Annotated in this window: 22 protein-coding genes; 14 read left to right on the top strand and 8 right to left on the bottom strand. The window is 68.8% G+C overall.

What is annotated here, in order from left to right; translation table 11 throughout:
* Positions 1-2 precede the first annotated feature (2 nt).
* Together guaA and ABZS29_RS04755 are read left to right on the top strand one after the other, a co-directional pair.
* Positions 3-1553 carry a glutamine-hydrolyzing GMP synthase gene (guaA, locus tag ABZS29_RS04760; RefSeq protein ID WP_355458591.1) on the top strand — a complete coding sequence of 517 codons (1551 nt, stop codon included), beginning with the start codon at positions 3-5 and terminating at the stop codon, positions 1551-1553.
* 24 nt (positions 1554-1577) lie between these two features.
* Positions 1578-3431 carry a tetratricopeptide repeat protein gene (locus ABZS29_RS04755; RefSeq protein ID WP_355458589.1) on the top strand — a complete coding sequence of 618 codons (1854 nt, stop codon included), beginning with the start codon at positions 1578-1580 and terminating at the stop codon, positions 3429-3431.
* Here ABZS29_RS04755 and ABZS29_RS04750 read toward each other — a convergent pair whose 3' ends face one another.
* Positions 3432-6089, bottom strand: a complete 2658-nt coding sequence (locus tag ABZS29_RS04750) for a tetratricopeptide repeat protein (RefSeq protein WP_355458587.1) — start codon at positions 6087-6089, stop codon at positions 3432-3434.
* The gene (locus ABZS29_RS04745; protein ID WP_355458586.1) at positions 6086-7855 is read right to left on the bottom strand and encodes an HSP90 family protein; all 1770 of its coding nucleotides are present in this window, start codon (positions 7853-7855) and stop codon (positions 6086-6088) included. The genes ABZS29_RS04750 and ABZS29_RS04745 overlap by 4 nt, the downstream gene beginning before the upstream one ends.
* An 81-nt stretch (positions 7856-7936) precedes the next feature.
* Here ABZS29_RS04745 and ABZS29_RS04740 point away from each other — a divergent pair, with 81 nt between their 5' ends.
* Positions 7937-8899 (top strand): endonuclease/exonuclease/phosphatase family protein, encoded by a 963-nt coding sequence (locus ABZS29_RS04740; protein ID WP_355458584.1) that lies wholly within the window; start codon positions 7937-7939, stop codon positions 8897-8899.
* Here the strand turns inward: ABZS29_RS04740 and ABZS29_RS04735 are convergent.
* A complete protein-coding gene (locus ABZS29_RS04735) occupies positions 8885-9637 on the bottom strand; it encodes a TetR/AcrR family transcriptional regulator (protein ID WP_355458583.1) in 753 nt (250 codons plus the stop codon). The two genes, ABZS29_RS04740 and ABZS29_RS04735, sit on opposite strands and share 15 nt — an antisense overlap.
* A gap of 72 nt (positions 9638-9709) precedes the next feature.
* Between ABZS29_RS04735 and ABZS29_RS04730 the strand changes: the two genes are divergently transcribed.
* The gene (locus tag ABZS29_RS04730; protein ID WP_355458582.1) at positions 9710-10549 is read left to right on the top strand and encodes an NAD(P)H-binding protein; all 840 of its coding nucleotides are present in this window, start codon (positions 9710-9712) and stop codon (positions 10547-10549) included.
* 22 nt (positions 10550-10571) lie between these two features.
* Positions 10572-11681, top strand: a complete 1110-nt coding sequence (locus ABZS29_RS04725; RefSeq protein WP_355458580.1) for an Rv2578c family radical SAM protein — start codon at positions 10572-10574, stop codon at positions 11679-11681.
* Positions 11682-11685: 4 nt separating this feature from the next.
* Here ABZS29_RS04725 and map read toward each other — a convergent pair whose 3' ends face one another.
* Positions 11686-12453 (bottom strand): type I methionyl aminopeptidase, encoded by a 768-nt coding sequence (gene map, locus ABZS29_RS04720; RefSeq protein WP_355458578.1) that lies wholly within the window; start codon positions 12451-12453, stop codon positions 11686-11688.
* Positions 12454-12583: 130 nt separating this feature from the next.
* Here map and ABZS29_RS04715 point away from each other — a divergent pair, with 130 nt between their 5' ends.
* Complete coding sequence (locus ABZS29_RS04715; protein WP_355458577.1) at positions 12584-13750, top strand: CapA family protein; 1167 nt, start codon at positions 12584-12586, stop codon at positions 13748-13750.
* Between the two features lie 133 nt (positions 13751-13883).
* A complete protein-coding gene (locus ABZS29_RS04710; RefSeq protein ID WP_355458575.1) occupies positions 13884-14354 on the top strand; it encodes an rRNA adenine N(6)-methyltransferase family protein in 471 nt (156 codons plus the stop codon).
* 51 nt (positions 14355-14405) lie between these two features.
* Here ABZS29_RS04710 and ABZS29_RS04705 read toward each other — a convergent pair whose 3' ends face one another.
* Together ABZS29_RS04705 and ABZS29_RS04700 are read right to left on the bottom strand one after the other, a co-directional pair.
* The gene (locus ABZS29_RS04705) at positions 14406-16142 is read right to left on the bottom strand and encodes an ABC transporter ATP-binding protein (RefSeq protein ID WP_355458573.1); all 1737 of its coding nucleotides are present in this window, start codon (positions 16140-16142) and stop codon (positions 14406-14408) included.
* Positions 16139-17872: an ABC transporter ATP-binding protein gene (locus ABZS29_RS04700; protein ID WP_355458571.1), complete on the bottom strand. Its 1734-nt coding sequence runs from the start codon at positions 17870-17872 to the stop codon at positions 16139-16141. The genes ABZS29_RS04705 and ABZS29_RS04700 overlap by 4 nt, the downstream gene beginning before the upstream one ends.
* A gap of 76 nt (positions 17873-17948) precedes the next feature.
* Here ABZS29_RS04700 and ABZS29_RS04695 point away from each other — a divergent pair, with 76 nt between their 5' ends.
* A complete protein-coding gene (locus tag ABZS29_RS04695) occupies positions 17949-18578 on the top strand; it encodes a lysoplasmalogenase (RefSeq protein ID WP_355458570.1) in 630 nt (209 codons plus the stop codon).
* Here the strand turns inward: ABZS29_RS04695 and ABZS29_RS04690 are convergent.
* Positions 18513-19661: a DUF418 domain-containing protein gene (locus ABZS29_RS04690; RefSeq protein WP_355458568.1), complete on the bottom strand. Its 1149-nt coding sequence runs from the start codon at positions 19659-19661 to the stop codon at positions 18513-18515. The two genes, ABZS29_RS04695 and ABZS29_RS04690, sit on opposite strands and share 66 nt — an antisense overlap.
* Positions 19662-19757: 96 nt before the next feature.
* Between ABZS29_RS04690 and ABZS29_RS04685 the strand changes: the two genes are divergently transcribed.
* Positions 19758-20723 carry a glycerophosphodiester phosphodiesterase family protein gene (locus ABZS29_RS04685; RefSeq protein ID WP_355458567.1) on the top strand — a complete coding sequence of 322 codons (966 nt, stop codon included), beginning with the start codon at positions 19758-19760 and terminating at the stop codon, positions 20721-20723.
* A 53-nt stretch (positions 20724-20776) separates the two neighbouring features.
* Here ABZS29_RS04685 and ABZS29_RS04680 read toward each other — a convergent pair whose 3' ends face one another.
* Entirely contained in the window at positions 20777-21109 is a 333-nt protein-coding gene (locus tag ABZS29_RS04680) for a PspC domain-containing protein (RefSeq protein ID WP_355458566.1), read from the bottom strand.
* Positions 21110-21264: 155 nt separating this feature from the next.
* Between ABZS29_RS04680 and ABZS29_RS04675 the strand changes: the two genes are divergently transcribed.
* Genes ABZS29_RS04675 through ABZS29_RS04655 form a run of 5 tightly spaced genes read left to right on the top strand, consistent with a single transcriptional unit; the run spans position 21265 to position 24385 of the window.
* A complete protein-coding gene (locus ABZS29_RS04675) occupies positions 21265-21756 on the top strand; it encodes a SigE family RNA polymerase sigma factor (protein WP_355458564.1) in 492 nt (163 codons plus the stop codon).
* Positions 21753-22583 (top strand): PASTA domain-containing protein, encoded by an 831-nt coding sequence (locus ABZS29_RS04670; RefSeq protein ID WP_355458562.1) that lies wholly within the window; start codon positions 21753-21755, stop codon positions 22581-22583. The genes ABZS29_RS04675 and ABZS29_RS04670 overlap by 4 nt, the downstream gene beginning before the upstream one ends.
* 32 nt (positions 22584-22615) lie before the next feature.
* Positions 22616-22951 (top strand): MmcQ/YjbR family DNA-binding protein, encoded by a 336-nt coding sequence (locus ABZS29_RS04665; RefSeq protein WP_355458561.1) that lies wholly within the window; start codon positions 22616-22618, stop codon positions 22949-22951.
* Between the two features lie 13 nt (positions 22952-22964).
* Positions 22965-23264 (top strand): hypothetical protein, encoded by a 300-nt coding sequence (locus tag ABZS29_RS04660; RefSeq protein ID WP_355458560.1) that lies wholly within the window; start codon positions 22965-22967, stop codon positions 23262-23264.
* On the top strand, positions 23261-24385 hold the full coding sequence (locus ABZS29_RS04655; protein ID WP_355458558.1) for a zeta toxin family protein: 1125 nt from the start codon (positions 23261-23263) through the stop codon (positions 24383-24385). The genes ABZS29_RS04660 and ABZS29_RS04655 overlap by 4 nt, the downstream gene beginning before the upstream one ends.
* Positions 24386-24571: the final 186 nt, after the last annotated feature.

Genomic DNA, 24571 nt, shown 5'->3' with positions numbered 1-24571 from the left:
CGGTGGCGGAGCATGAGTTGGTCCTGGTTGTCGACTTCGGAGCGCAGTACGCGCAGCTGATCGCGCGGCGGGTGCGCGAGGCGAAGGTGTACTCCGAGATCGTGCCGCACTCGATGCCGGTCGAGGAGATGCTGGCACGGCAGCCTAAGGCGATCATCCTGTCCGGCGGTCCGCAGTCGGTGTACGCCGAGGGCGCGCCGCGGGTGGACTCCGCGCTGTTCGACTCCGGTGTCGCGGCGTTCGGGATCTGCTACGGGTTCCAGGCGATGGCGCAGACGCTCGGCGGCGAGGTTCGCCGTACCGGGTTGCGTGAGTTCGGGCGGACGCCGGTGACGGTGAGCTCGTCCGGCACTCTGCTGGCCGGCATTCCGGAAGACCTGAACGTGTGGATGTCCCATGGTGACGCGGTGCACGCGCCGCCGGCCGGGTTCGCCGTACTGGCTGCGTCCGAGGGTGCGCCGGTGGCAGCGTTCGAGGACGTGGACCGGCAGCTGGCCGGTGTGCAGTGGCACCCGGAGGTGCTGCACTCGCAGGCCGGACAGGCCGTGCTGGAGCACTTCCTCTACGACATCGCCGGTTGTGTCGGCGACTGGACCACCACCAACGTCGTTGACGAGCAGGTGGAGCTCATCCGCCAGCAGGTCGGTGACAAGCAGGTGCTGTGCGCGCTGTCCGGCGGTGTGGACTCCGCAGTGGCTGCCGCACTGGTCAGCAAGGCCATCGGCGACCAGCTCACCTGTGTGTACGTCGACCATGGTCTGCAGCGTGCCGGTGAGTCCGACCAGATCGAGAAGGACTTCGTCGCAGCCACCGGGACGCGGCTCGAGGTCGTGGACGCGGAGGACCAGTTCCTCGGCGCCCTGGCCGGGGTGACGGACCCGGAGCAGAAGCGGAAGATCGTGGGTCGCGAGTTCATCCGCACCTTCGAGGCGACCGCTCGCAAGCTCGACGCGGACCGGCACATCGAGTTCCTGGTGCAGGGCACGCTCTACCCGGACGTCGTCGAGTCCGGTGGCGGTGCCGGGACGTCGAACATCAAGTCGCACCACAACGTCGGCGGATTGCCCGACGACCTGCAGTTCAGCCTGATCGAGCCGCTGCGCACGCTGTTCAAGGACGAGGTCCGTGAGCTCGGTATCGCGCTCGGCCTGCCCGAGACGCTGGTCTACCGGCACCCGTTCCCGGGCCCGGGCCTGAGCATCCGGATCATCGGTGAGGTCACCCGCGAGCGCCTGGACATCCTCCGCGCCGCCGACCTGATCGCCCGGACCGAGCTGACCGCGGCCGGCCTCGACCGCGACATCTGGCAGTTCCCGGTCGTGCTGCTCGCCGACGTGCGTTCGGTCGGCGTCCAGGGCGACGGCCGCACCTACGGCCACCCCGTCGTACTGCGTCCCGTCACCAGCGAGGACGCCATGACCGCCGACTGGGCGCGGCTGCCGTACGAGGTGCTCGAGCGGATCTCCACCCGGATCACCAACGAGGTCGACGAGATCAACCGCGTCACCGTCGACATCACCAGCAAGCCGCCGGGCACCATCGAGTGGGAGTGACCCCCGGCTCGCCATACTGACCGGGTGAACGATGGGGTGGGAGATCCGCGGCTGACCGCGGAAGGTGAAGTCAGCCTGGCCAGGCTGGCACTGGACGACAACGAGCTGAACCACGCGGCCGACCACGTCGCGAGCGCACTGGGTGCGTTCCCGACGTTGCCGGAGGCCCATGAGGTGCTGGGCGCGCTGGTGAGCCGGCCGGACGGCGGCCCGGAGCTGTGGCCGCTCGACGGCGAGCTCTACATCGGTACGGCGGTCGCCCGGGCGCATGCGCTGGCCTACCAGGGTCAGTACGCCGCTGCGCTGGAGCTGCTCGTGTCGGCGCAGGGCCATGAGCCCGCGATGCCGTGGGCGGACGCACCGTGGGTGCTGGACCCGGCCACACCGGCGAAGATTGAGCCGGACGACCTGGTCAGCGTGTTCGCGCGTTTGTTCCGCGCGATGCCCGAGCTGCGGCAGGACGACGTACGGGCTGCTTTTGCGCCGTACCTGGCGCTGGCGCGGAACATGACGGCTGCGCATCCGGAGTCTTCGTGGCTCTGGTGGGCAGCCTCGGTCTACCTGCGGCGCAGTGGCGAGTTCGGCGAGGCAGCGGCGGCAGCGGAGCGTTCTGCGCAGCTAGAACCCAGTGACCGGGCCGACATCGCATTGGGCTACGCCCTGCGTGAGCAGGGCCGCACAGACGAGGCCCTGGCTGCGCTGCAGCACGGACTGACCTTCGACCCGAAGAACGTCTCCCTGTACGCCGATATCGCCGGTCTGCTCGGTTCGGCGGGCCGACTGGACGAGGCGATCGACTGGGCCGAACGGGCGCTCGCCATCGACCCCGGCCACGACTGCTCGCTGGTCGAGCGGCACGGACTGCGCTACCGCCGCGACGGCAACGTCGACGAGCTGGTGGCGATCGCGGACCTGCGTCGATCGGCGGAGCCGGACAGCCACGAGGCGCAGCACGCGGACGGTGAGCTGATCGACCGCTCCCGGCAGCTCTGGCTCGGTGGGATCCCGCAGCCGACCGAGGCGGTGATCAACGTGCTCGCGCAGTTCCTCGACAACCATCAGCCGGGGGACGCGCGGCCGCAGCTCTCGCTAGCGGTCTCTTCGATCGAACCGCCGAGTGCACTGCTCTCCGTCGAGTGCATCGCTCCGGGATCCGACGTGACCTTCAACGAGGTCCTGACGCCCGACCCACGGCAGCCGGCATCGCTCAGCGGCAAAACCGTGCGCCACCCCGAAGTGTCGGTCTGGACGTACGACGGGACCACCGCGCGCCCCGCAGTCGGAGCACCGTCGGAGGCGGGTGCGCAGGCCGTGGCCCGGTTGGCCGACTGGGAATGGCTGCACCTGCCTGCGGCGTACGACCGAGCTGTGCTGCTGGCCGACACGTCGCTCGACGACCTGCTCGGCGTACTGGTGCATCCGGTGCAGCCGCCGACGGACGACCTCGCCAGCTGGCCGATGTGGATCCGGCAGTTGCAGACCTGGGCCTGCCTGGGCATCGCGCATCACCGGACCGATGAGTCCTGGCCGGACTCCACCCGCCGCAAGGTGCTTGCCGATCTGGCCTACGGTCCGGAGGACTGGGTCACCGAATCGGCGATGCTGGCTCTGATCGCCACTGCCTGGGCGGAACCCGCCGTACGGGAGGACGTGGCTGAGCTGGTGGGCTGGCGCTTCATGGCGCTGTTCGAGGCGGCACAGCAGCGGCCGGTGACGATCCTCGATTCCGTTGCCCGGTTGGTTCTTGCGACACCTGCCGTCAACCCGGATGTGGCCGGCCTCGCTCAGGATGTCCTGAACCCGGCCGAGGAAGACGACGCGGCTCCGGAACCGGCCCCGGAGCCGAAGAAGCGGCGGGGCTGGTTCCGGCGCGGGTGATCAGGACTCGCTGTTGAGGCGGGTCTCCAGTGCGGCAGCGGCGTCCGGCTGGCCAACGCTGCGGAGGCGGTCGACCAGGAGGTAGCCGGTGCGGTACCAGAGGTCGGTGTTGGCGGGCAGTTCGTTGAAGAGCTCGGTCAGGGCCTTCTCGTCCTGGGTGCCGTGTTCGGCCAGTAGGAGCTGGGCGTTCAGGTACTGGTCCTCGTAGCCGCCGCGCTCGTACAGGTCGGCGGCCTCGTCGGCGTGAGCGACAGCGTTGGTCTGGTCGCCCTGCTGGAGGTGGATGAGCGCCAGGTCCCAATGCACACCGGCGGACTGGAAAATGACCTCCTGGTCGGCAGACGGCAGCGCATCGATAATCGGTTGCGCTGAGGTCACCAACTCGAGTGCTCGGGCGTGGTCGCCGGTGTAGCGAGCCGACTGCGCGGCCAGCCGGATCGCCTGTGCCTGCTGGAGCGGTGACTCGGCAGTACCGAAGTGCTGAGCCGCGTCGAGGAAAACGTCGACCGCCTCGTCGTCGCGGTCGAGCTGTTCGAGCAGGATGCCCTCGTCCTGGCGCAGCGTCGCCAGCCAGGCCGGGTGCGCGTCCGGGGAAACGTCGGCGAGCAGCTCACGGACCTTGGCCAGCGCGGCCTCGTTCTCGCCGAGCATCCGGTAGGCGTCGATCAGTACGCCGCGGGCGTCGGCCAGCGCGTCATCGGTAAGCACCGACAGGGACTCTTCGGCCGACTCCGCGGCCTCCAGTGGCCGGCCGGACAGCAGGTAAGCACGGGCCAGCATCAGCCGCGTGTAGGCCAGATGCGGCTCCAGACCCGGTACGCCGGTGGCCAGGGCGACCGCCTCGATCAGGTCCTCGGCCGCTTCCGCCGGGCGCTCCAGCTCCAGCCGGACCCGTCCGCGCAGGTGATGGGCGAACGAGCGCTGGGCATCGTGCGGCGAGTCGAAGGCGACAGCGATCGCCGCTTCGGCCTCGTCCAAACGACCCTCCTGCAGGAGCAGGTTGGCCAGCAGGATGGCCGTACTTCCCTTGTGCTCGGGCCGCTGGTGGCCGGGCCCGGGCTCGGTCAGCACCTGGATGGCTTCGGCGAACCGGCCGACCTGGGCATACATGATCGCCAGCGAGTCCCGCTGGGCCGGGCGACGCTCGGGCTCGTCGTTCGCGATCAACCAGCGCATCGGCTCCTCGCCGGTAGCCAGGCCCTCCTCGACCTGCCCCTGCTCGCACAGCAGTCTGCCGATGCGGCCGCGGGTCCGGAGCACCCGGACCTCCTCACCGAGCTGGTCATACAGCTCCAGCGCTTCGCTCCACGCGGTCAGGGCGACCTGTGGGTCGTCGCTGCCGGCCAGGCCTCGGCCGTCGAGCACCCGGGCGCGGTCGAGCACCGTCCATTCGCTCTCCGGCACCTCACGCTCGAACGCCTGCCAGGCTGCGACCGCGTCCTCGCTGGCGAAGTCGCGCCAGTCCTCTTCGGCCCGGTCGAGCCAGCCGCGGCCGGAGACCGCTGGACGCTCGGTCGGCTGCTCGGCGGTTTGTTCGGCCTTCTCGGTCTGGGCCTGCTTGCGCAGCTGGGCGCGCCGGGCGGTCTCCGACAGCGGCAGGTACTCCACCCACGGCTCCGCCGTCAGCACTCGCTGGATGTGCTCGCTGCGGTGCTTGGTGCCGTTCCGCTCGTCGAACTGTGCGGCCAGCTCCAGCGCACGCGCCGCATAGCGCTCGGCCAGAGCACCGGCCGGCACTGCGTCAGTCTGCGGCTGCCGGATCGGCAGGTCTTGGTCCACTCGGCTCAGCGCGAGCGACGCCGCTGCCGAGAACACCATCTCTGCGTACGGCGAGGGCGGGTCGGCCAGCTCGGCGGCGTGCCGCTCGATCAGCTCGACAGCCTTGAGCTCGTTACCGGTCCGGGCCAGGAACTCGACGTGGTCGGCGTGCTCGCTCAGCTCACCGACACGGTTCCGCAGTAGCCGGTAGGCCTTGCGGTGTGCGTCGACAGCCTCGTCGTACATGCCTTCGGCAACATAAGCCGGCAGCAGCGCGGTGAGCATCTGCTGCGGCTGCTCGGCACAGGTCAGCTGGCCGTCCAGCACGTTCACGGCCAGCGCGACGGCGTCCGCCGTACGGCCGACCGAGGTCAGGTGGTGCACCTTCGAGGTCGGGTCGCAGCCGACGCAGTCGGACAGGTCGTCGCGAGGCGCGGTGGACCAGAGGCGGAACTGCTCAGCCGCGGCGGCCTCGTCACCGATGTGGTGCGCGACCAGCCAGCGGTGCTGGTGCACGGCGTGCATGCTGTGGCCGCTGAGCCGCCACCGTTGCTCCATGTCGTTCAGTACGGCGTACGCGCGGTCCAGCGGAACCTCGGGGAACTTGGTGAGCGTGCTGGGTGCGTACTTGTAGCACCAGTGGAACAGGTGCGAGTACTCGCGATACTTGTCGGGCTCCGCGTCCCAGTCGGCCACGCACCGGGCGAACGGCACCAGCGACTTCCGCGGCTCACCACCCATCACGTATGCCGTGACGAGCTGGAGCCGGCTGTAGAACGCCAGGTCCGCCTCACTGGCCGCATCTGCCCGCCGTACGACGTCTTCGAGCAGGGCGGACCGAACCTTCCCGTACGGCGCACTCTCGGCGCGCTGGAGCAGGTCGATGAGTTCCGGGTTCATGGCGTCGGGTCCTCCGGCGTGGGAACGGCCTGGTCGAGCAGGCCGAGGAAAGAGCGGTTCACAAGAGCAGAGTCGGCCGGCGTGATCGGGTGGTAGCCGAGCATCAATGCGTGCCCGTACAACCCTTCCACCGCCAGCTGTGTCAGCTCACCTTCGTTGAGCGACGCCATCCGCCGTACGAGCGGGCTGCGGTAGTTCAGGACGAGCTGGGGCCGGCTGTCGTCCTGAGTGTCGAGTGCACCGAGCACCTGCGACCACAGTGCGTCGGCACGGTCCTTGGTGGCGCGCAGCTCGCTGGCGAACTGGGCGGACCGGTCGACCAGGTAGAGCGCAGGGAGTCCGGCCGGTTCGAACGCCCGGACCACGACCTCACAGCCGACTGGGTCCAGTGCGTCCTGCGCCAGCTGGACGAACGGCCGCAGCCGCAGCTCGGTGTCGGGATCGAGACTGTCGAAGCTGGTGCTCAGTTCTGTCGGGTCGAACCGGCTGGTGCTCAGCTCGGGCACCACCTCCGGCAGCCGGGCCAGCAGCTCGCTGTCGTAGGTGTAGCCGCCGTTCACCACCGTGATCTGCTGCGCAGCCGCGACCGCTGCGAGCTGGCGGAACTCCTCGACCGTTGTGACGTAGCGGATCTGGTTGGTGCGCTGCTGCAGCTCCGCAGTGGTCATCCGGCCGTGGTTGGTCTCGAAGCGCAGCCAGCGATGGACCAGCTGCAGCATCTCGTCGTCGTGCAGCGCCAGCGCCTTCACGCCGAGCTGGTGGATGCTGAGGAACCGGTCCAGCTTCGCGGGGTCGGTGTTGCCGAGGCGGACCAGCCAGCCGCGCAGCTGGTCTCCCAGCGCGTCCCGAGTGGCTTCCAGGGTGCCGTCGTCGAACAGCGCCTCTCGGCTGGCGGTCGGCCGCAGCTCGGAGGTGTCGATGACTGCGCGGACGAAGAAGGCCCAGTCCGGCAGTAGACCCTCGACGTTCTCCGCGAGCAGCATGCGCTTCAGGTACACGCGATGCGTCGCGCGCTCGGCCGGGTTGGCGGCGAACGGCAGCACAAAGGCCACGCCGGTGAGTCCGGCACCCGGATTGTTCAGATGGATCACGTCGAACGGCGTGAACCCGAGCTTGTCCTGCGCATAGCCGACCAGCTCGGCCCGCTGCATCGCCCCGGTGTTCTCCCACGGCGCCTTGCCGTCGGTCACCTGCTCGCCGTTGACGCGGATCTCGATCGGCAGCAGTGCACCGAACAGCCGGATCAGCTCGACGACAGTCGCGTGCTTGTACCACTGCTCCGCACCACGCCGGGCCTTCAGCGTCACCGTCGTACCGGTCTCGGCGCGGTCGGCTGTGGCGGAGAGGGCGTAGCGGCCGTCCGCCGTACCGACCCAGTGCGTGGCCGGGCCACCGGCGGGCTGGGTGACGACCTCGATCTCGTCGGCGACCATGAACGCCGACAGCAGGCCGATGCCGAACTGGCCGAGGAACTCCGACCGGGCGAACCCGATCTCGTCCCGCTTGGAGCTGCGGCCGATGGTGGCCAGCAGCTCACGCACCTGGTCCGGCAGCAGGCCGATCCCGGTGTCCGCGATGCTCAGCACTCCGTCCGCCGTCTGTACGTCGATCCGCCGCGGCGCGTCCGGTTCGACGCTCTGGCGCGCGGTGATCGCGTCCACGGCGTTCTGCAGCAGCTCGCGCAGGTACACCCGCGGACTGCTGTACAGATGGTTGCTCAGCAGGTCGACGATGCCCTGGAGGTCGACCTGGAAGTTCTCGCTCACCCCACACCCCCTTGTTCGCCGCCAACCTACCCAATGGGCAGTTCTCGCCGTACTTTGAGAGACAGTCTTGGGGAGGACGCGATGGCGCTGACGGTGGGGACCTTCAATCTCAACAACCTGTTCGACCGCTGGAACTTCACCGGCGCGCTGGACGTGCTGGCACAGGGCACCAGCACGGTGCCGGCCACCTACACGTTCGACGACGAGCATCGCCGGCGGCTGCAGCTGGACGGTCACGGGAAGCTGCTGGTGAGCAAGAAGCCGGAGGACACCGACCGGGTCGCCGAACGGCTGCTGGGCGCCGATGTGGACGTCTGGGTGGTGCAGGAGGTCGAGAACGTCGACGTGCTGCGGGAGTTCAACCGCGAGCACCTGAACGGCGCGTACCAGCACGTGATGGTGATCGACGGCAACGACGCCACCCGGTTCATCGACATCGGGATCCTGTCCCGGCGGCCGATCGGCGGTGTGACGAGCTTCCAGCGCGTGTTCCACCCGGACGTGCCGAACCGGCCGATCTTCTCGCGTGACCTGGTCGAGGTGGAGATCTTGGACTCCCGTGGACGCAAGGTGCTGACCGTGTTCGGCACGCACCTGAAGTCCAAGTTCGTCGACTTCACAGTTGCCAATCCGGTGGAGGCGGCTGCGGAGGCCGAGCTGCTGCGCACCCGGCAGGCGGACACCATCGTGCGGATCATTGCCGCGCGGATGGGCAGTCGGCAGCGGTACCTGCTCTGCGGCGACATGAACGACACTCCGGACTCACCTGCGCTGGCGGCGTACGCGCAGTCCGGCTTGGTGAACGCGCTGACCGCTCCGACCGAGATCGGTACCGTGAAGACCACGGTGGAGCTCCCGGCGAGTCCGGCGTGGACCTCTACGTTCAAGGGCGCGCGGCAGCCGCGGTCGTTCGACCTGATCGATCAGATCTGGTTGTCGCCCGCGCTGGCGCCACGGCTGAAGGGCGCCTTCATCGGCCGCCGGAAGAAGCTGGCACGGGACGGTACCGACCATGACCCGGCCTGGATCTCACTGGACCTTTAGCTCGATGCCGTCGAGGAGGCGGTTGAGGCCGTAGCTGTACGACTCGGCTGCGACCTCGTTGGGTCCCGCGGTGAAGCCGCCGGCGTTCCAGATCGCTGTCATCGCCGGGTGCCGCTCGACGTCGAAGTACGTCTCCCACAGGTCGGAGCGGTCCATCCACCACGCGTCATGGCTCTGACCACTCGTCCGCTCGATCAGCTGGCTCTCCGCCGCCAGGCTCGCCGCAGAGTCGACGTACGTCGAGATGGCGAGCGCTGCGGTGTTCGTGTCGTGCGGTGTGAGGTTCAGAGTGCTCACGACGGAGAGCAGGTACTCGCGGCCTGCCAGCAACCCCGGTCCGGCCGGTGGGCGGATCGGGGAGACCTGCGAGAGCCACGGGTGCCGGCTGAACATCAGCTGGGTCTGAACGGAGTAGAGCTCGATCTGTGCCCGCCAGTCGCCGGTACGAGGTTCGCCGGGGCCGGGTAGCTCACGCTCACCGAGCACCTGGTCGACCATGAGCTCCAGCAACTCGTCCTTCGACGGGACGTAGGTGTAGAGCGTCATGGTGCCGACGCCGAGCTCTTTGGCGACCCGGCCCATGGATGCGGCTGCCAGACCGTCGCTGTCGGCCAGCCGGATCCCGGTGGCGACCACCTCGTTCACATCCAGCGACGGACGCCGCCCGGCGCCCTTGGCGGCCGGGGCGAGCGGACGGTGGTTGCGCCACAGCAGCGCGAGCGTGCGATCGACCGTCACAGAGGTAACCATAGGCGCTGATTCAAATTCTCGTATACCCTACGAGAATTGATCCGGCGTGAGGAGATGGGCATGACGATTTTGGTGACCGGTGCGACCGCGAGTGTCGGGCGGCTCCTGGTGGACGAGCTGGTGGCGGCCGGTGCGCCCGTGCGGGCGCTGACGAACAAACCGGAGCGAGCTGCGCTGCCTGAGGGTGTGGAGGTCGCTCACGGGTATCTCGGGCGGCCGGAGTCGCTGCCTGCGGCACTCAGTGGGATCGACACGGTCTATCTGGCGCCACTGCCGGCGTACATCGACGAATTCGTGCGGTGTGCTCGTGAGGCCGGCGTACGGCGGGTTGTCGCGCTCTCGGGAGAGCCTGCGGACTATGAGGCGCAGGGGGACCCGTCGGGCTGGCACTACTACCGGCTGGAGCAGGCGATCGAGAAGTCGGGGTTCGAGTGGACCTTCCTGCGGCCGGGGCAGTTCATGAACAACACGCTCGACTGGGCGCCGATGATCAAGGCCGAGGGAGTGGTGCGAGCGCCGTACGCCGGTGCTGTGCAGACGCCGATCGATCTCGGCGACATTGCCGCGGTGGCTCGGGTGGTGTTGCTGGATGAGTCGTTCGCCGGGCGGAAGCTGGTGATGAGTGGGCCGGACGCGATCACGCAGCCTGAGGAGGTCGAGTGCATCGGTGCGGCGCTGGGGCGGGAGTTGAAGTTCGAGGAGCTCACTCCGCAGCAGTACTTGGACCAGCTGATGCCGGTGGTTGGGCTCGAGACTGCGCAGTGGCTGCTGGACGGGTTCCGGATGATGGTGGAGCATCCGATGACGCCGGAGCCGACGGTGGCCGAGCTCACCGGGCGGCCGGCGACGACGTACCGGGAGTGGGCGGAGCGGAACGTGGCCGCATTTGCTTCTGACTAGAACATGTGTTCGACTGTGCTCTATGAGGTGGGCCGGTCAGCAACTCGACGCGGAGGTTCCCGGTGCGTTGCCGGGGCTGGGGTCGATCGCGGGCCTGGTCCGGTCGGTGACGACACCGGAGTTTCGCGGGGTCACGTTCCATGAGGTGGTCGCGAAGTCGGCGCTGAACTCGGTGCCTGGTGGGGGAATGCCGTTCAACTGGACGATCAATCCCTATCGCGGCTGTACGCATGCGTGCCGGTACTGCTTCGCCCGGCCGACGCACAAGTACCTCGAGCTCGACCAGGGACAGGACTTCGACCGGCAGATCGTCGTGAAGACGAACGTGGCCGAGGTGCTGCGCCGAGAGCTCGCCCGGCCGTCCTGGGGCCGGGAACAGGTTGCCTTGGGCACCAATACGGATCCGTATCAGCGGGCCGAGGGGCGGTACCGGCTGATGCCGGGGATCATCGACGCACTCGCCTCCTCCGGGACGCCGCTGTCGGTGCTCACCAAGGGGACGCTGCTTCGCCGTGACCTCGACCTGCTCGCGGCCGCGGCCGCCGACGTACCGGTCGGGATCGGTATCTCGCTGGCGCTCGGCGACGAGGAGCTGCGGCGCCGCCTGGAGCCCGGCGTACCGTCTGTGCGTGGTCGGCTCGACCTGATCCGAGCGGTGCGTGAAGCGGGTCTGCCGTGCGGGGTGATGGTCGCCCCGGTTTTGCCTTGGCTCACCGACTCGGCTGACCAGTTGGACGCCCTCTTCGGCGAGCTCGCCGAAGCCGGCGCGACCGGCGTCACCACGCTGGTGCTGCACCTCCGGCCCGGCGTGAAGGACTGGTTCATGGGCTGGCTGGCCCACGACCACCCGGACCTCGTCGGTCGCTACGAATCGCTCTACGCCCGCGGTTCGAACGCAGCCCCCAGCTACCGCACGGCTTTCGAGCAGAAGGTCCGTCCCCTCCTCGACAAACACGGCTTCGGCAGACATTCCCGCCACCGCTCCAGCGCCAACACCTTCGGCGTGGTCAACGCCGCCGGCCCCACTTCCGACTCCGGCTGGGGCGAACCAGCCACCACCCACCCCCGCTTCCGCGGCCCCCGCAAGCAGCACCACCCACCAACTCCCCAACCCCAAGACACCCTCTTCTAAGGAGCTAGGGGAGGGTGAGGATTTCTGGGCCGGTGGGGGTGATGGCAATGGTGTGTTCGGCGTGGACGCCTCGGGTGCCGTCGGCGGAGCGGAGGGTCCAGCCGTCGGGGTCGATGACGTAGGTGCTGCCGGGGCCGGACCAGAACCAGGGTTCGATGGCGAAGGTGTGGCCGACCTGGAGTTTGAAGCCGCGGCCGGGGCGGCCGCCGTTGGGGACGTGGGGTTCTTCGTGCATGCGGCGGCCGATGCCGTGGCCGCCGAAGTCGAGGTTGGTGCCGACGCCGGCTTCCTTGCCGATCCGGCCGATCGCGGCGCCGACGTCGCCGAGGCGGCTGCCGGGCAGGGCGGCGGCGATGCCGGCGGCCAGGGCTCGCTCGGTGATCTCGATGAGTGCCACGTCCTCGGGGCGCGGCGTACCGACGCAGAAACTGGTTGCCGCGTCACCGCACCAGCCGTCGACCGAGGCGCCGCAGTCGACGTTCAGCAGGTCGCCGTCGGCGAGCTTGAGGTCGGACGGGAGACCGTGCAGGACCGCGTCGTTGACCGACGTACAGATGACGCCGGAGAACGGGCTGGTCGCGAACCCCGGCTGGTAGCCCTCGAACAACGAGACGGCACCGGCCGCGCGGAGCACCTCGCGCGCCACCTCGTCGAGCTCGCGCAGTGACACTCCGACCGCGGCGTGTTTCTTCACGGCGGCCAGGGCGTTGCCGACGACCCGTCCGGCCGCGCGCATCGCCTCGATCTCTGCCGGTGTTTTCAGCTCAACCATCGTCACGCCCTCGCTCTGTCATCACTTGGCTCCACACGGTACCCGCAAGGACACGATCGGGTTACCGGTCGAACTCGGACGCGCGCCAGGCCGTCCCATGGGCGATGAACACCGAATCTTGGGGGCTGTGATGACGGTACGACGGCGCGCGGTACTGGGCGCGCTGCTGGCTGGGGCGGGGGCAACCGTCGTCGGTGGTTGTGCGGATGTCGGCGTGAGCTCACCCGGTACGCCGTCGGACGGCGGATCGGCCGGACCGCCTGCCAAGACGGGCGGTTCGACCGCCGGCCCGGACCGGATCTCGATTGTTGCCACCGGCGACGTTCTGCTGCACGAACGCTTGTGGACCACCGCACGCCGAGACGGTCACGGCGGTGCATGGAACTTCGCGCCGCTGCTGGCCGGCGTCAAACCCCACGTGCAGCAGGCCGACCTGGCGATCGCGCACCTCGAGACACCGCTCGCTCCGATGGGCGGGCCCTACAAGGGCTATCCGATGTTCCAAGGTCCGCCGCAGATCGCGACCGCGCTCAAGCAGACCGGCTACGACCTCTGCACGACGGCGAGCAACCACAGCTTCGACGGCGGTGCGGCCGGAGTCGACAGAACCCTGAACACGTTGGAGAAAGCCGGTCTTCGAACCGCAGGCACCGCGCGCAACCGCAAGGAAGCCGAGACGCCGACGATCATCGATGTCCAGGGCGTGAAGATCGCCTCGCTCTCGTACACCTTCGGCTTCAACGGACTGCCGTACCCGAATGGCCAGACCTGGCGCGCCGGCAAGCTCGACGCCGCCGCGATCACCCGGATGGCCAAGGAAGCGCGGGATCGCGGCGCCGAGATCGTCGTGGTCAGCTGCCACTGGGGCACCGAGTACTCGGCGAAGATCAACGACCAGCAGCGCGAGCTCGCTCCGCAACTACTTGCCGATAGCAACATCGATCTCATCATCGGCCATCACGCGCACGTCGTGCAGCCGATGGAGCAGCACAACGGCAAGTGGGTCGCCTATGGGCTCGGAAACTTGGTCGCCGCCCACCGGCAGCCGAACAGCACTCGTGCCGAAGGACTGCTCGCGAGATTCAGTTTCAAGCGCGACGGCGCCAAGTGGATCACCGAAGATGCCGGCTACGCGCCGCTCCTGATGACCGACACGCTGCCCGTCCGAGTTCTCGACGTACGGCGGGAGCTCGCGAAGCCCGGCGTGGTCGCAGCGAAGCGAGCGCGGCTCGAGCTCGCGCAACGGCGTACCGACGAGACCGTGCTGTCGCTGGGAGCAAGCCCGAAAAAGCTTTGAGCACCAACGGTCGAGCGGTCTAAGGTCGACACCATGAATATGTACTTCGTGATGGTGCGTCGTGCCCGGCTCCGGGCAGGCGCGGGGTGCCTGGGGATGGCATCCGCTCGCTAGCCGGTGGGCTCAACGAGTAGTGGACGCTGCCGGGGTCAAGCCCGGCGAGCTGATTCTCGACGTCGGTGCCGGCCTGGGCGCGTTGACTGCGCCACTGGTTCAGGCTGGTGCGCAGGTAATCGCGGTCGAGCTGCATCCGGTGCGTGCCGATCAGTTGCGTCGGCGGTTCGCGGACGCACCCGTCACGGTGGTCCGTGCCGATGCCGCTGATCTGCGGTTGCCATCGCGGCCGTTCCGTGTGGTGTCGAGTCCGCCGTACACGGTGTCGACCGCGTTGCTGAAGCGTCTGCTGGCACCGGGGTCTCGGCTGGTGTCGGCGGATCTGGTGCTGCAGCGGCAGGTGGTCAACCGCTACCTCCGCGGCGCTGCACCGGGTGCACAGCGCTGGCTCCGCCACTACGAGCCGTCTCTCGGGCTACGCCTTCCCCGCAAGGCTTTCACCCCACCCCCACATGTCGACTCCGCAGTCCTGGTGCTGCGCAAACGCTGAAAGGGCAAGGCCCTCGCCAGTCAGAGGTGACAGGCGAGGGTCTTCGCATGTTTAGCCGTGCCAGGAGTTCCAGAGCTTGGCGTACGACCCTTGGCGCGCCACGAGCTCGTCATGACTGCCGAGCTCGCTGATCCGGCCGTCCTCCACGACAGCGACCCGATCGGCGTCGTGCGCGGTGTAGAGACGGTGGGCGATCGCGATCACGGTGCGGCCCTCGAGAACCGCAGCAAGCGAGCGCTCCATGTGCCGAGCCGCATGCGGGTCGATCAGTGAGGTCGCCTCATCCAGCACCAGCGTGTGCGGATCGGCCAGCACCAGCCGAGCCAGCGCGAGCTGCTGAGCCTGTGCTGGCGTCAGTGCGAGCTGTCCAGACCCGACACGAGTGTCGAGACCGTCAGGCAACGCCTTTGCCCATTCACGCGCGTCGACCGCTGCAAGTGCGTCGTACAGCTCGTCGTCGGTCGCTTCGGGGCGTGCCATCGACAGGTTGTCGCGCAACGTGCCCACGAAGACGTGGTGCTCTTGGGTCACCAGTGCGACCTGTTTGCGCAGTTCGTCCAGCGGGAGCTCGGTCATGCCGACACCGCCGACCGTGACGGAGCCCGTCCGCGGCGGGTGGATTCCAGCGACCAAACGGCCCAGCGTCGACTTCCCCGCGCCGGACGGACCCACCATGGCGATTCGCTCACCAGGCTGGACTGTCAGCTCCACGCCGTGCAGCACGTCGCGGCCATCGACGTACGAGAATCGCACGTCCTTCGCCTCGACCAGCTCACCATCCGGAGTGCGGCCAGACGCCGTCCGATCGTCCGGTACGTCGCTGATGCCGAGCAGGCGCGCGAATGCGGCGCCGCCGGACTGCAGCTCGTCCACCCACTGAAGCAAGCGGTCTACGGGGTCGATCAACTGGTTCACGTACAGCACGCCGGCCGTTACCGCGCCGAGCGTGACGTGGCCGTTGATGTGCAGCCAGCCGCCGAACAGCAGGGTGCCGACGATCGGAACCAGATACCCGACCTCGACCGCCGGGAACCAGATCGTGCGCAGCCTCAGCGTGTAGCGCTCAGCCATGTACGAGCCGCGCGCGTCCTCGTCACCGCGGCGGACACGGTCGTCGTACCGCTGCAGTGCCTCGATGGTGCGCGCACCCTCGACCGTCTCGGCCAGCGAGTTGGTCATCTGCGCGTACGCCGCGTTCTCGCGGAGGTAGCCGTCCTTTGCACGCTTCAGGTACCAGCGAGTGCTCAGCCAGAGCACCGGCACCATGGCGAGCAACGGGACCAGGATCCAGACGCCGACGAGCACCGTTGCCGTCAGCGAGAACAGCACGGTGACGATCGCGATGATCGTCTCCGGTACGGCGAAGCGCACGGTCCGCGACAACGTGTCGACGTCACGCGAGGTGCGCGACAGCAGGTCGCCGGTGCCGGCGCGCTCGACCGTGCCGATCGGCAGCGCCAGCGCGTTGTCGACGAAGTCCTCACGGAGCTCGGCCAGCACCTCCTCACCGAGCGCGAACGACCGGTACCGGGCCCAGCGCGTGAGCAGCGACTGCAGCACGACGAACGCCGCGATCGCCCCGATCACCAGGTTGACCTTGGCCGCCGTCGTACCGTCCTGGACGCCCTGCACCAGGTCACCGATCAGGCGCGGTGCGGCCAGCCCGGAGACCGCGGCGACGGCGTGCAGGCCGAGCGCGATCAGCAACGGCCGCGGATGCTGCAGCGCCAGCCGGCGGGCATGCCGGCGGATCTCGGCGCTGTCCGCCACTGGCAGGATCTGCCTCATCGGTGCGCCCCTTCGGTGAGCTCTTCGGGTTCGGTCTCGCGGGTGACTGTGCGCCGGTACCGCGGCTCGCGGTCGAGCAGCTCGCGGTGCTTGCCAGTGGCAATCACTCGGCCGGCGGCGACGAAGATGACCTCGTCGACCCGGTCCAGCAGCAGCGGGCTCGCAGTCAGTACGACGGTGCTGCGGCCGGCCCGGTAGTCGCGCAACCGGTCGGCGATGCGCGCCTCGGTGTGGGCGTCGACGGCCGAGGTCGGCTCGACCAGCACCAGCGCCGAGGGATCGGCCAGCAAAGCGCGAACCAGCACCAGGCGCTGCCGCTGACCGCCGGAGAACGACCGTCCCTTCTCCTCGACCTCGGAGTCCAGTCCGTCCGCCAGTGCGACCAGAACGTCCTCCGCGGAGGCGGTCCGGATCGCGGCGAGCACCTCCTCCTCGCTCCGCTGACCAGTCGGATCCAGCTCGGTGCGCAGGATGCCGGTGAACAGTTGCGAGCCGGGATCGCTGACCAGGATCCGCCGCCGGATATCCGCCCGGGTCGCGCTGGCCAGGGTCACTCCGCCGAAACGGACCTCGCTGGCGTCGTCGTACCGCCCCAGCCGGTCCGCGAGCACGCCGTACACATCTGGCTCGGCGGCGACGATCGCCGTCAGCAGACCGTCCCGGGCGCGGACACCGGAGACCGGGTCGACGAGGTCACCGCGCTCGGGCAGCCGCACCGCTTCGACCGGATCGATGATCTCGGTGCGCAGCGACACGACGCGGACCACTCGGGCGCCCGCGACCAGGCCTCGCATCAGCTGGTTGATGAAGTCGGTGACGGTACGCAGCGGCAGCACCAGGAACGTCGCATAGCCGTAGAAGGCCACCAGCGAACCGGCGCTGAGGTCACCGCGCAGCGCGAAGTGGGCGCCGATGCCGACCACGAGCACCACAAAGGTCCCAGGCAGCAGCACCTGCGTCGCGTCCAGCACCGACTGGAGCCGGGCGACCCGCACCCCGGCGTGGCGGACCTGCTGCGACTCGCGCCGGTACCGCCGGGAGAAGGACTCCTCGCCGCCGATCCCGCGCAGCACCCGCAGCCCGGCCACGATGTCCGAGCCCAGCGAGTTCAGCTCGCCGACCGCCTCGCGCTGAGCCGACTGCCGCTGGTGCAACGGCCGCAGCATCGGACCGAGGCAGAACAACATCACCGGTACGCCGATCAGCACGACCAGGCCGAGCGTGGTCGAGGTCGACAGCAGGATCGTCGCGACCACGGCGAACGCCACGATCGAACCGGCGAATCGCGCCAACACCTCCATCACGTTCCCGATCGAGGCCAGGTCGCTCGCCCCGACGCTGACCACCTCACCGGTCGCCAAGTTCTTCGGCAGCGTCGCGCCCAGGTCGGCGGACTTCCGCGTGATCACCTGGACCGTCCGGTACGCCGCCATCAGCCAGTTCGTCACCGCGAACCGGTGCCGCATGATGCCGGCCAGCGCCTGCAGCACGCCGATCGCGCCCAGCAGCGCGGTCCACTGCAACAGCTTGTCCCAGTCCTTGGCCGCGACGCCCTCGTCGATCGCCTTCCCGAGGACCGCCGGGATGAACGCCTGGGAGGCCATCCACAGGATCCCGAACGTCATTCCGCCCGCCAGCGTGCGGGCCTGCCCGCGGGCGACCCACAACAGATAGCGGGCCGGCGAGCGGTCATCGGGAATGCCGGGATCGGCAAGAGGGAGGTTTCGCATGATGCCTTCAGGCTAGGCGCGCCCACCGACAACCCGCATGCGAATTAATCGCGGATAGCCAGGCACCATCTAGGGCATGAAGCGAGGTTCCGGTCTGCTCGGCGCGTACGCCGTGATCGCGGCGGCACACCTGGTCACGATCGCGCTGGACGAGCCCTGGCCGGAGGCGATCACCAAGGTGCTGCTGATGCCGGTCCTGGCCGTGTGGGTGCGTCTGCGTGGCGGTCCGGTCACGCTGCTGATCGGACTGGCCGCTTCCCTCGTCGGCGACTTCCTGCTGCAGATTGATCACCTGGTGCCGGGGATGGCGGCATTCGGCGTCGCACATGTCTGTTACGTGCTGCTGTTCAGTCGCCGGACGACGCGGCGGTCGCTCGTGGTGGTCGCGGCGTACGGGGTGCTGTGGATCGGCGTACTGGCTCTGCTGTGGCCTGATCTGGGTGAGGTGCGCGTCCCGGTGGCGCTGTACTCGTTGTTGCTGACGTCTACCGCGGTGACGAGCGCTTGGAACGGCTGGCGGTCCGGAGTGGGCGGTGCGGTCTTCCTGCTCTCCGATGCGCTCATCGGGGTGGACCTTGCCGGATACGAGGTGGCTGCGCAGCCGTATCTCGTGATGGCCACCTATTGCGCCGCGCAGTACCTACTGGCGAGCAGTCTGGTTCCGATAGGTCAGTCGGCGGAGCAGGACCTCGAACGGGCCGCGTAGACCGCGTCGGCGCATCAGGTCGGCCAGGACAACTGTGAAGGCCCAGGTGGCGAGGGCCAGGATGACGGACTGCCACAGCTTCAGTGAATCGCCGAGGTCGAGCAGGAACGGCGCGAACACGACAGTCCAGACGACCGACTGGGTGAGATAGCTCGTCAGCGAACGCTGGCCGGTCGCCTGGATCGCGGTCACCAGGGGAGTACGGCGTACCCGGATCGACCAGAGCGCGATCAGAGCCGCGTACGCCGGTCCGCCGGCGAAGCCGGTCAGCGCGTGCAGCCCGGCCACCGGGATGATGTTGGCGTCGGTGGCCGGCAACAGACCCGATGTGTAGATGGCGAGCGGAACACCGCCGAGGAACGACACCGGTACGCCGATCGCCACCATCCGCCGCAGCGTCCGCTGATGCTGCTCCGGGTGCTCGTACAGACCGCGGCGGGCGGCCCAGATGCCGAAGAGGAACGCACCGGCCACTGTGACCGCCAGCACCGGCGCACTGATCGAGATGGCGTAGGCCCGGCCGGCCATGCCTAGCAGCGGGTTGTGCTCCAGCGACCAGGGATACGTCTCCGCGGCGGCGTCCGGCGGGTTCGGAGTGGACAGGAAGGCGAAGGCCCAGGACCCGAACAGCGCCATGACCGCTGCGGAGACGAGTAGCCGCTGATCACTCCACTGAATCGCCGAGACCAGCAGGAGCGCGATCAGGCCGTATGCGGAGAGGATGTCGCCGTAGTAGAGCAGCACGGCGTGCAGCAGGCCGAGCAGCAGCATCCACCACGCCCGGCGGCGGAGCAGTCGCCGCGTGCTCGTCCAGTCGCCCTGCTGGCGCCGGGCGATCTGCACCACGCCGTACCCGAAGAGTGCGGCGAACATCGTGTACGAGCGTCCGTCGACCAGAGTGGTCTCCAGGAACGCGACGATCCGGTCCGGCAGCGCACTGGGAGTCGGCATCGCGCGGATGTCCCCGACGCCGGGCGGATGCAGGAAGCCGTGCGTGTTGGCCAGCGCGATGAACAGCAGCATCAGTCCGCGGGCCAGGTCGGGCCCGAGGGCGCGGTCCTCGAGTGCTGTCGGGCCGGTCATGACTGAGAGCGTAGGCCGTAGTTCGGTCCGGTGACCTTCACCTTGCGTTGGGCAACGAGTTCCCGGTGCGCCATCTGAGCCGCCTGTCCTGGAACCATGCTGGTGATCGCACATCGGGGAGCGAGCGGATACCGTCCGGAACACACGCCGGCGGCGTACCGCCTGGCCGCGGCCCAGGGGGCCGACTACCTGGAACCCGACCTGGTCGCCACTCTCGACGGCGTCCTGGTCTGCCGGCACGAGAACGAGATCTCCGGTACGACGGACGTCGCGGAGCACCCGGTCTTCGCGGACCGGCGGATCACCAAGATCGTCGACGGTGCGGCCGTGACCGGCTGGTTCGTCGAGGACTTCACGTACGCCGAACTGCGGCAGCTGCGCGCCCGTGAGCGGATGCCCGCGCTCCGGTCCGCGAACACGGCGTACGACCGCATCGAGGCGGTGCCCACGTTCGACGACGTGGTCGCACTGGCCCGGCAGGAGTCACTGCGGCTCGGGCGCACCATCGGCGTGATTCCCGAGATCAAGCACCCCACCTACTTCCGTCGGCTCGGACTGCCGCTGGAGGAGCTGCTCACCGAGCGCATCCTCGCGCTGGGCCTGCGCGACGACGAGATCATGATTCAGTCGTTCGAGCCGACCAGTCTGCGCCGGCTGGCCGTCATGACCCGAGTACCGCTCGTCCAGCTCGTCGACTCCGAGAGCTCGCCGTACGACTGCCTCCGGGTGGGCGACGGCCGCACCTTCACCGACCTGCTCACTCCGGCCGGTCTGCGCGAGATCTCGACGTACGCCCAGGTGCTGGCTCCACACAAGGACCTCGTCATCCCACGCACCACCTCCGGTGCACTCGGCGAGCCCACCCACCTTGTGGACCAGGCACACCGCGCCGGCCTCGGCGTCCAGGCCTGGACCTTCCGCGCCGAACGCCGCTTCCTCCCCACCAACACCGACTTCCGCACCGAACTGTCCCGCTTCGCCGCACTAGGCCTGCAGGGCATCTTCGCCGACCACCCCGACATCGCAGCAGCCACTCTGAAAGCTGCCACGCTGTCTGGTTAGGGCGGGGGAGCCGGGCGGCTCACCCGCCCTGCGGTGGATGGTCCGGCGCGGGGTCACGCGGCCGGGGGCTTGGGGGCGTCGTCGTAGATGCGGGAGGCGATGTCGGCCTCGGGCGTCTGGGTGTGGTGGTTGGTGGAGTGCTGGACGCTCTGCCAGACGGCCTTGCCGTCGGACTCGGGCATCACGATCCAGGCGATGGCGTAGCCGAGGATGGCGGTACCGCCGGTGATGATGGTGAGGCCGACGATGCCGAGGCGGACCAGGGTCACGTCGATGTTCAGGTACTCGGCGAGACCGCCGGAGACACCCGACAGCATCCGCTGGGAGCTGGAGCGACGCAGGACCTTGCCGGACAGGTTCGAGAACGGTGCGTTGGAGTTCGTCATGGCTCTACTCTCCCGTTTCCGCGGGCGCCGCAACATCGGGATCGGTACCGAGTGGCCCCTGACCCGACCCCTGGGACCCTGGGCCTACACCCTGACTACTTTCGTGGAACCTCAGCGGTGGGCCAGGCTGTCTTTACGGTGAAGGAGGGTGCCGAATGGATGACTTCACCGAATACGTGGCGGCGCGCTGGCAGGTGCTGGTGCGGTCCGCGGTACTGCTCGGGTGCTCGCATCCGGAAGCAGAGGACCTGGTCCAGACGGTTCTGGAGCGGTGCCTGGTGAAGTGGAAGCGGGTCCGCGCCGTGGACGACCGGGACGCCTACGTGCACCGGATGCTGGTCAACAGCTTCCTGTCGGCGCGGAAACGCCGCTGGACCGGTGAGAAGCCGTCGGCCGCTCTGCCCGAGCAGGCCGACTCCGACCGGACCGACGGTGTCGACGACGCCGACCTGATCACCCGTGCCCTCGACCGGCTGCCGACTGATCAACGGACAGCCGTCGTACTGCGCTACTACGCACACCTGACCGAACAACAGATGGCCTCCGTGCTCGGCGTCGCCGCCGGCACCGTGAAGAGCCGCCTGTCCCGGGCCATGAAGGCACTGGCCCAGGATCCGCATCTGGCAGAACTGCGAGAGATCCTATGAACGAAGCGAAACTGACCGAACTCCTCGAACACGCCGGTGAGCGCACCGCCGTCAGCCCGCCCCCGATCGACGCCATGCGGTCCGGTGCGACCCGCCGCAGGCGCCGTCGTACCGCAGTCTGGTCCGCAGCCGGTACGGCGCTCGCCGTGGCCGCCGTGATCGGTGCATCCACCGTCCTGACGAACAACGACGCCATCCCGCTCCCACAACCGCCCGTGGCGGCCAACCCGGTGCCAGAGGGCATGCGGTTGGTCGGACTGGGGCATGCAGCGATCGCTGTGCCCAAGGAATGGCCCACGAACAAGCTGAAGTGCGGTACGCCGACGGCTGCCACTGTCATCGTGGATCCAGGACCTCAAGGCTACTGCTACCTGAAGCGGGGCAGTGTGGACAGTGTCGAGATCGCGCCGATGCCGATGAACCCCGAGAAGCCGGGCAGCACGATCGAGGTGAAGCCCAACGGCACGGTCGACGGGGTGCCGGCCTATCGGGAAGCAGTGTCGTTCACCAACACCACGCTCTGCGGGGAATCCGTGCAGATTCCGTCGTTGAAGGTCTGGATGACTGTCTATGCGTCGAAGGAGTGCCCGCCGGGGAACCAGATCCGGATTCTGCCGGACCTGACCGGAGTCCCCGGGTTCCGCTCACTGGACCTGGAGACGTCGCAGGCGAAGTACGTGGCCGCCTTGAAGGGCTACGGGCTGGTGGCGACGGTTGTCAGCAAGCCGGCATCCGGGGTGCCCAAGGGATCGGTGACCGCGGTGTCACCGGCGCCGGGAACGATGGTGCCCAACGGGTCGACCGTGACCGTGACGGTCGCCGGCTGAGAACTGTCGGTGGCGGCGCCTAGCGTTCAGGTATGGACGCGCAGGTGGTGCTGAAGCTGGTGCGGGGGTTGCCCGGGGCCGAGGAGCACGTGGGGTGGGCCGGGCAGCCTGCGTTCAAGGTGCGCAAGAAGGGGTTCGCGTATCTGTCGGAGGACGAGACGCGGCTGATCGTGAAGGCCTACCGCGAGGAGCAGGAGGCGCTCGTCGCGGAGAGCCCCGAGGTCTACGCGCCGTCCTGGGAGAGCGGGCGGTTCGCGTGGGTGGACGTGACGCTGGCTGCCGCCGACGCGGACGAGGTCGGGGAGCTGCTGACCGAGGCCTGGCGGCTGACGGCTCCGAAATACCTGATCGCCCAGCTCGACAACTGAATAAGCTGTGCGAATGGCTACTGGGGAGCACCTGACCGAGGCGTTGACGGGCCGGCGGATCGGATCGGTGTCGCACGACGAGCGGCACGAGGTGGAGCGGGTGAAGGGCTACCTGCAGTCGCTGGGGTCGTGCTACCGCGAGCTGAGTGAGCGGGAGACCGACGTACGGCGTCAGGCCGAGTTGCGCGCGGAGGCGCGGCGGTGTGACGACGCTGTGCAGCGGCTGGCCGTGATGACGCCGGCTGAGCGGCAGGACATTCTCACTGCGGTGCCGGGGCGGCTGCAGGCGCTGCGGGCGGAGCTCGACGCATGAGCGTGAGCGCAGACCTGACTGTCGCCGAGCGCGAGCGGGCGTTTGCCGACCGGCTCGCGCAGCTCACTCCACGCAACCCTCCGAATCGCGCACCCGGTGTGCAGCCGCGGGCGATGCTGCTCGGCGGGCAGCCGGCCGCAGGCAAGACGACCACCCAGCGACTCGTGCACGCAGCGCTCGGCCCTGACCACGTCGCGTCGTACGACGGTGACGACAACGCCGCCGTCCACCCGCGGTACGACGCGCTCCGCCGGGAGTACGGCATCGAGGGCCACGACATGGCGCGCAAGGCCCTCGACAACGGCGACAACTCCGAGCTGCACTGGGCGAGCATGAAGCACCTGCGCGAGGGTGAGCCGCAGTACGACGTACTGGCGAGCCATCCGCTGGCCCGGGAGGAATGGGCCAAGCAGTGGGTGAACGGGTTCAAGGAGCAGGGCTACCGCGTGAGCGTCGCGTACGTCGCGACGAACCACGCCAACAGCACCATCGGACTCGCTGAGCGCTATCAGAACGGCGTCGACAACGAGGGTGGCGGGCGCTGGCTCGATCCCGACCTGCACGACAAGTTCTACGAAGAGCTGCCCGACACCGCACAGGCGCTGGAGTCGGAGGGACTGGTCGACGACATCTACGTCGTGGACCGCGACGGCAACGTCCTCTACGAGAACCACCGCGACGCCGACGGCAACTGGGAGCAGGAGCCGGGCGTCAAGCAGGCCATTCTCGACGAGCGCGACCGGCCGCCCACGCCGGAAGCCCACGAGTATCTGACCCAGACCGCCGACAGGCTGCTCGACAACCGGGATCCGTCGCTGCCGCCGCTGGAGCCAAAGGTCCGCGAGGCCGTCGAGCGCGCAGTACGCCGCGAAGGTGAGCGACCGGCGCCCGAGCCGAACAACCGCGGCCAGGACACGGCGCAGCGGATCGACGCTCGGCTGGCCGCCAACCTGGCAGCGCCCGCTCGCCCCGCCGGGATCGACGAGGCCACCTGGAGGGCGCAGCAGGCGGCCACCTCCGGTCTTGCACCCGCGGGAGCGGGATCGGGCCCATCGGCAGCCGCGCCGAGTCGCCCGGCCGTCGGCGGTCAGAGTCAGCAGCGCGAGACCCTGGATCGCTAGGGGCTGGCTTGCACTCGCTTGGGTCGAGTGCTAATACTTGGTTAGCACTCAATGGGCGAGAGTGATAAGACTCGCGCCCGCGGGGTGAGAACTGAGACGGCCCGATGAGGTGCCGGGAGCGGGGCGGGACATGAGCGCCACGACTCCGGCGCCGTCCGTCGCGGGCATCTGGCCGGCTGAACCACC

It is taken from the genome of Kribbella sp. NPDC005582, from assembly GCF_040605415.1.
Classification (GTDB): Bacteria; Actinomycetota; Actinomycetes; order Propionibacteriales; family Kribbellaceae; genus Kribbella.
This window is presented reverse-complemented; position numbering and strand designations above follow the sequence as displayed.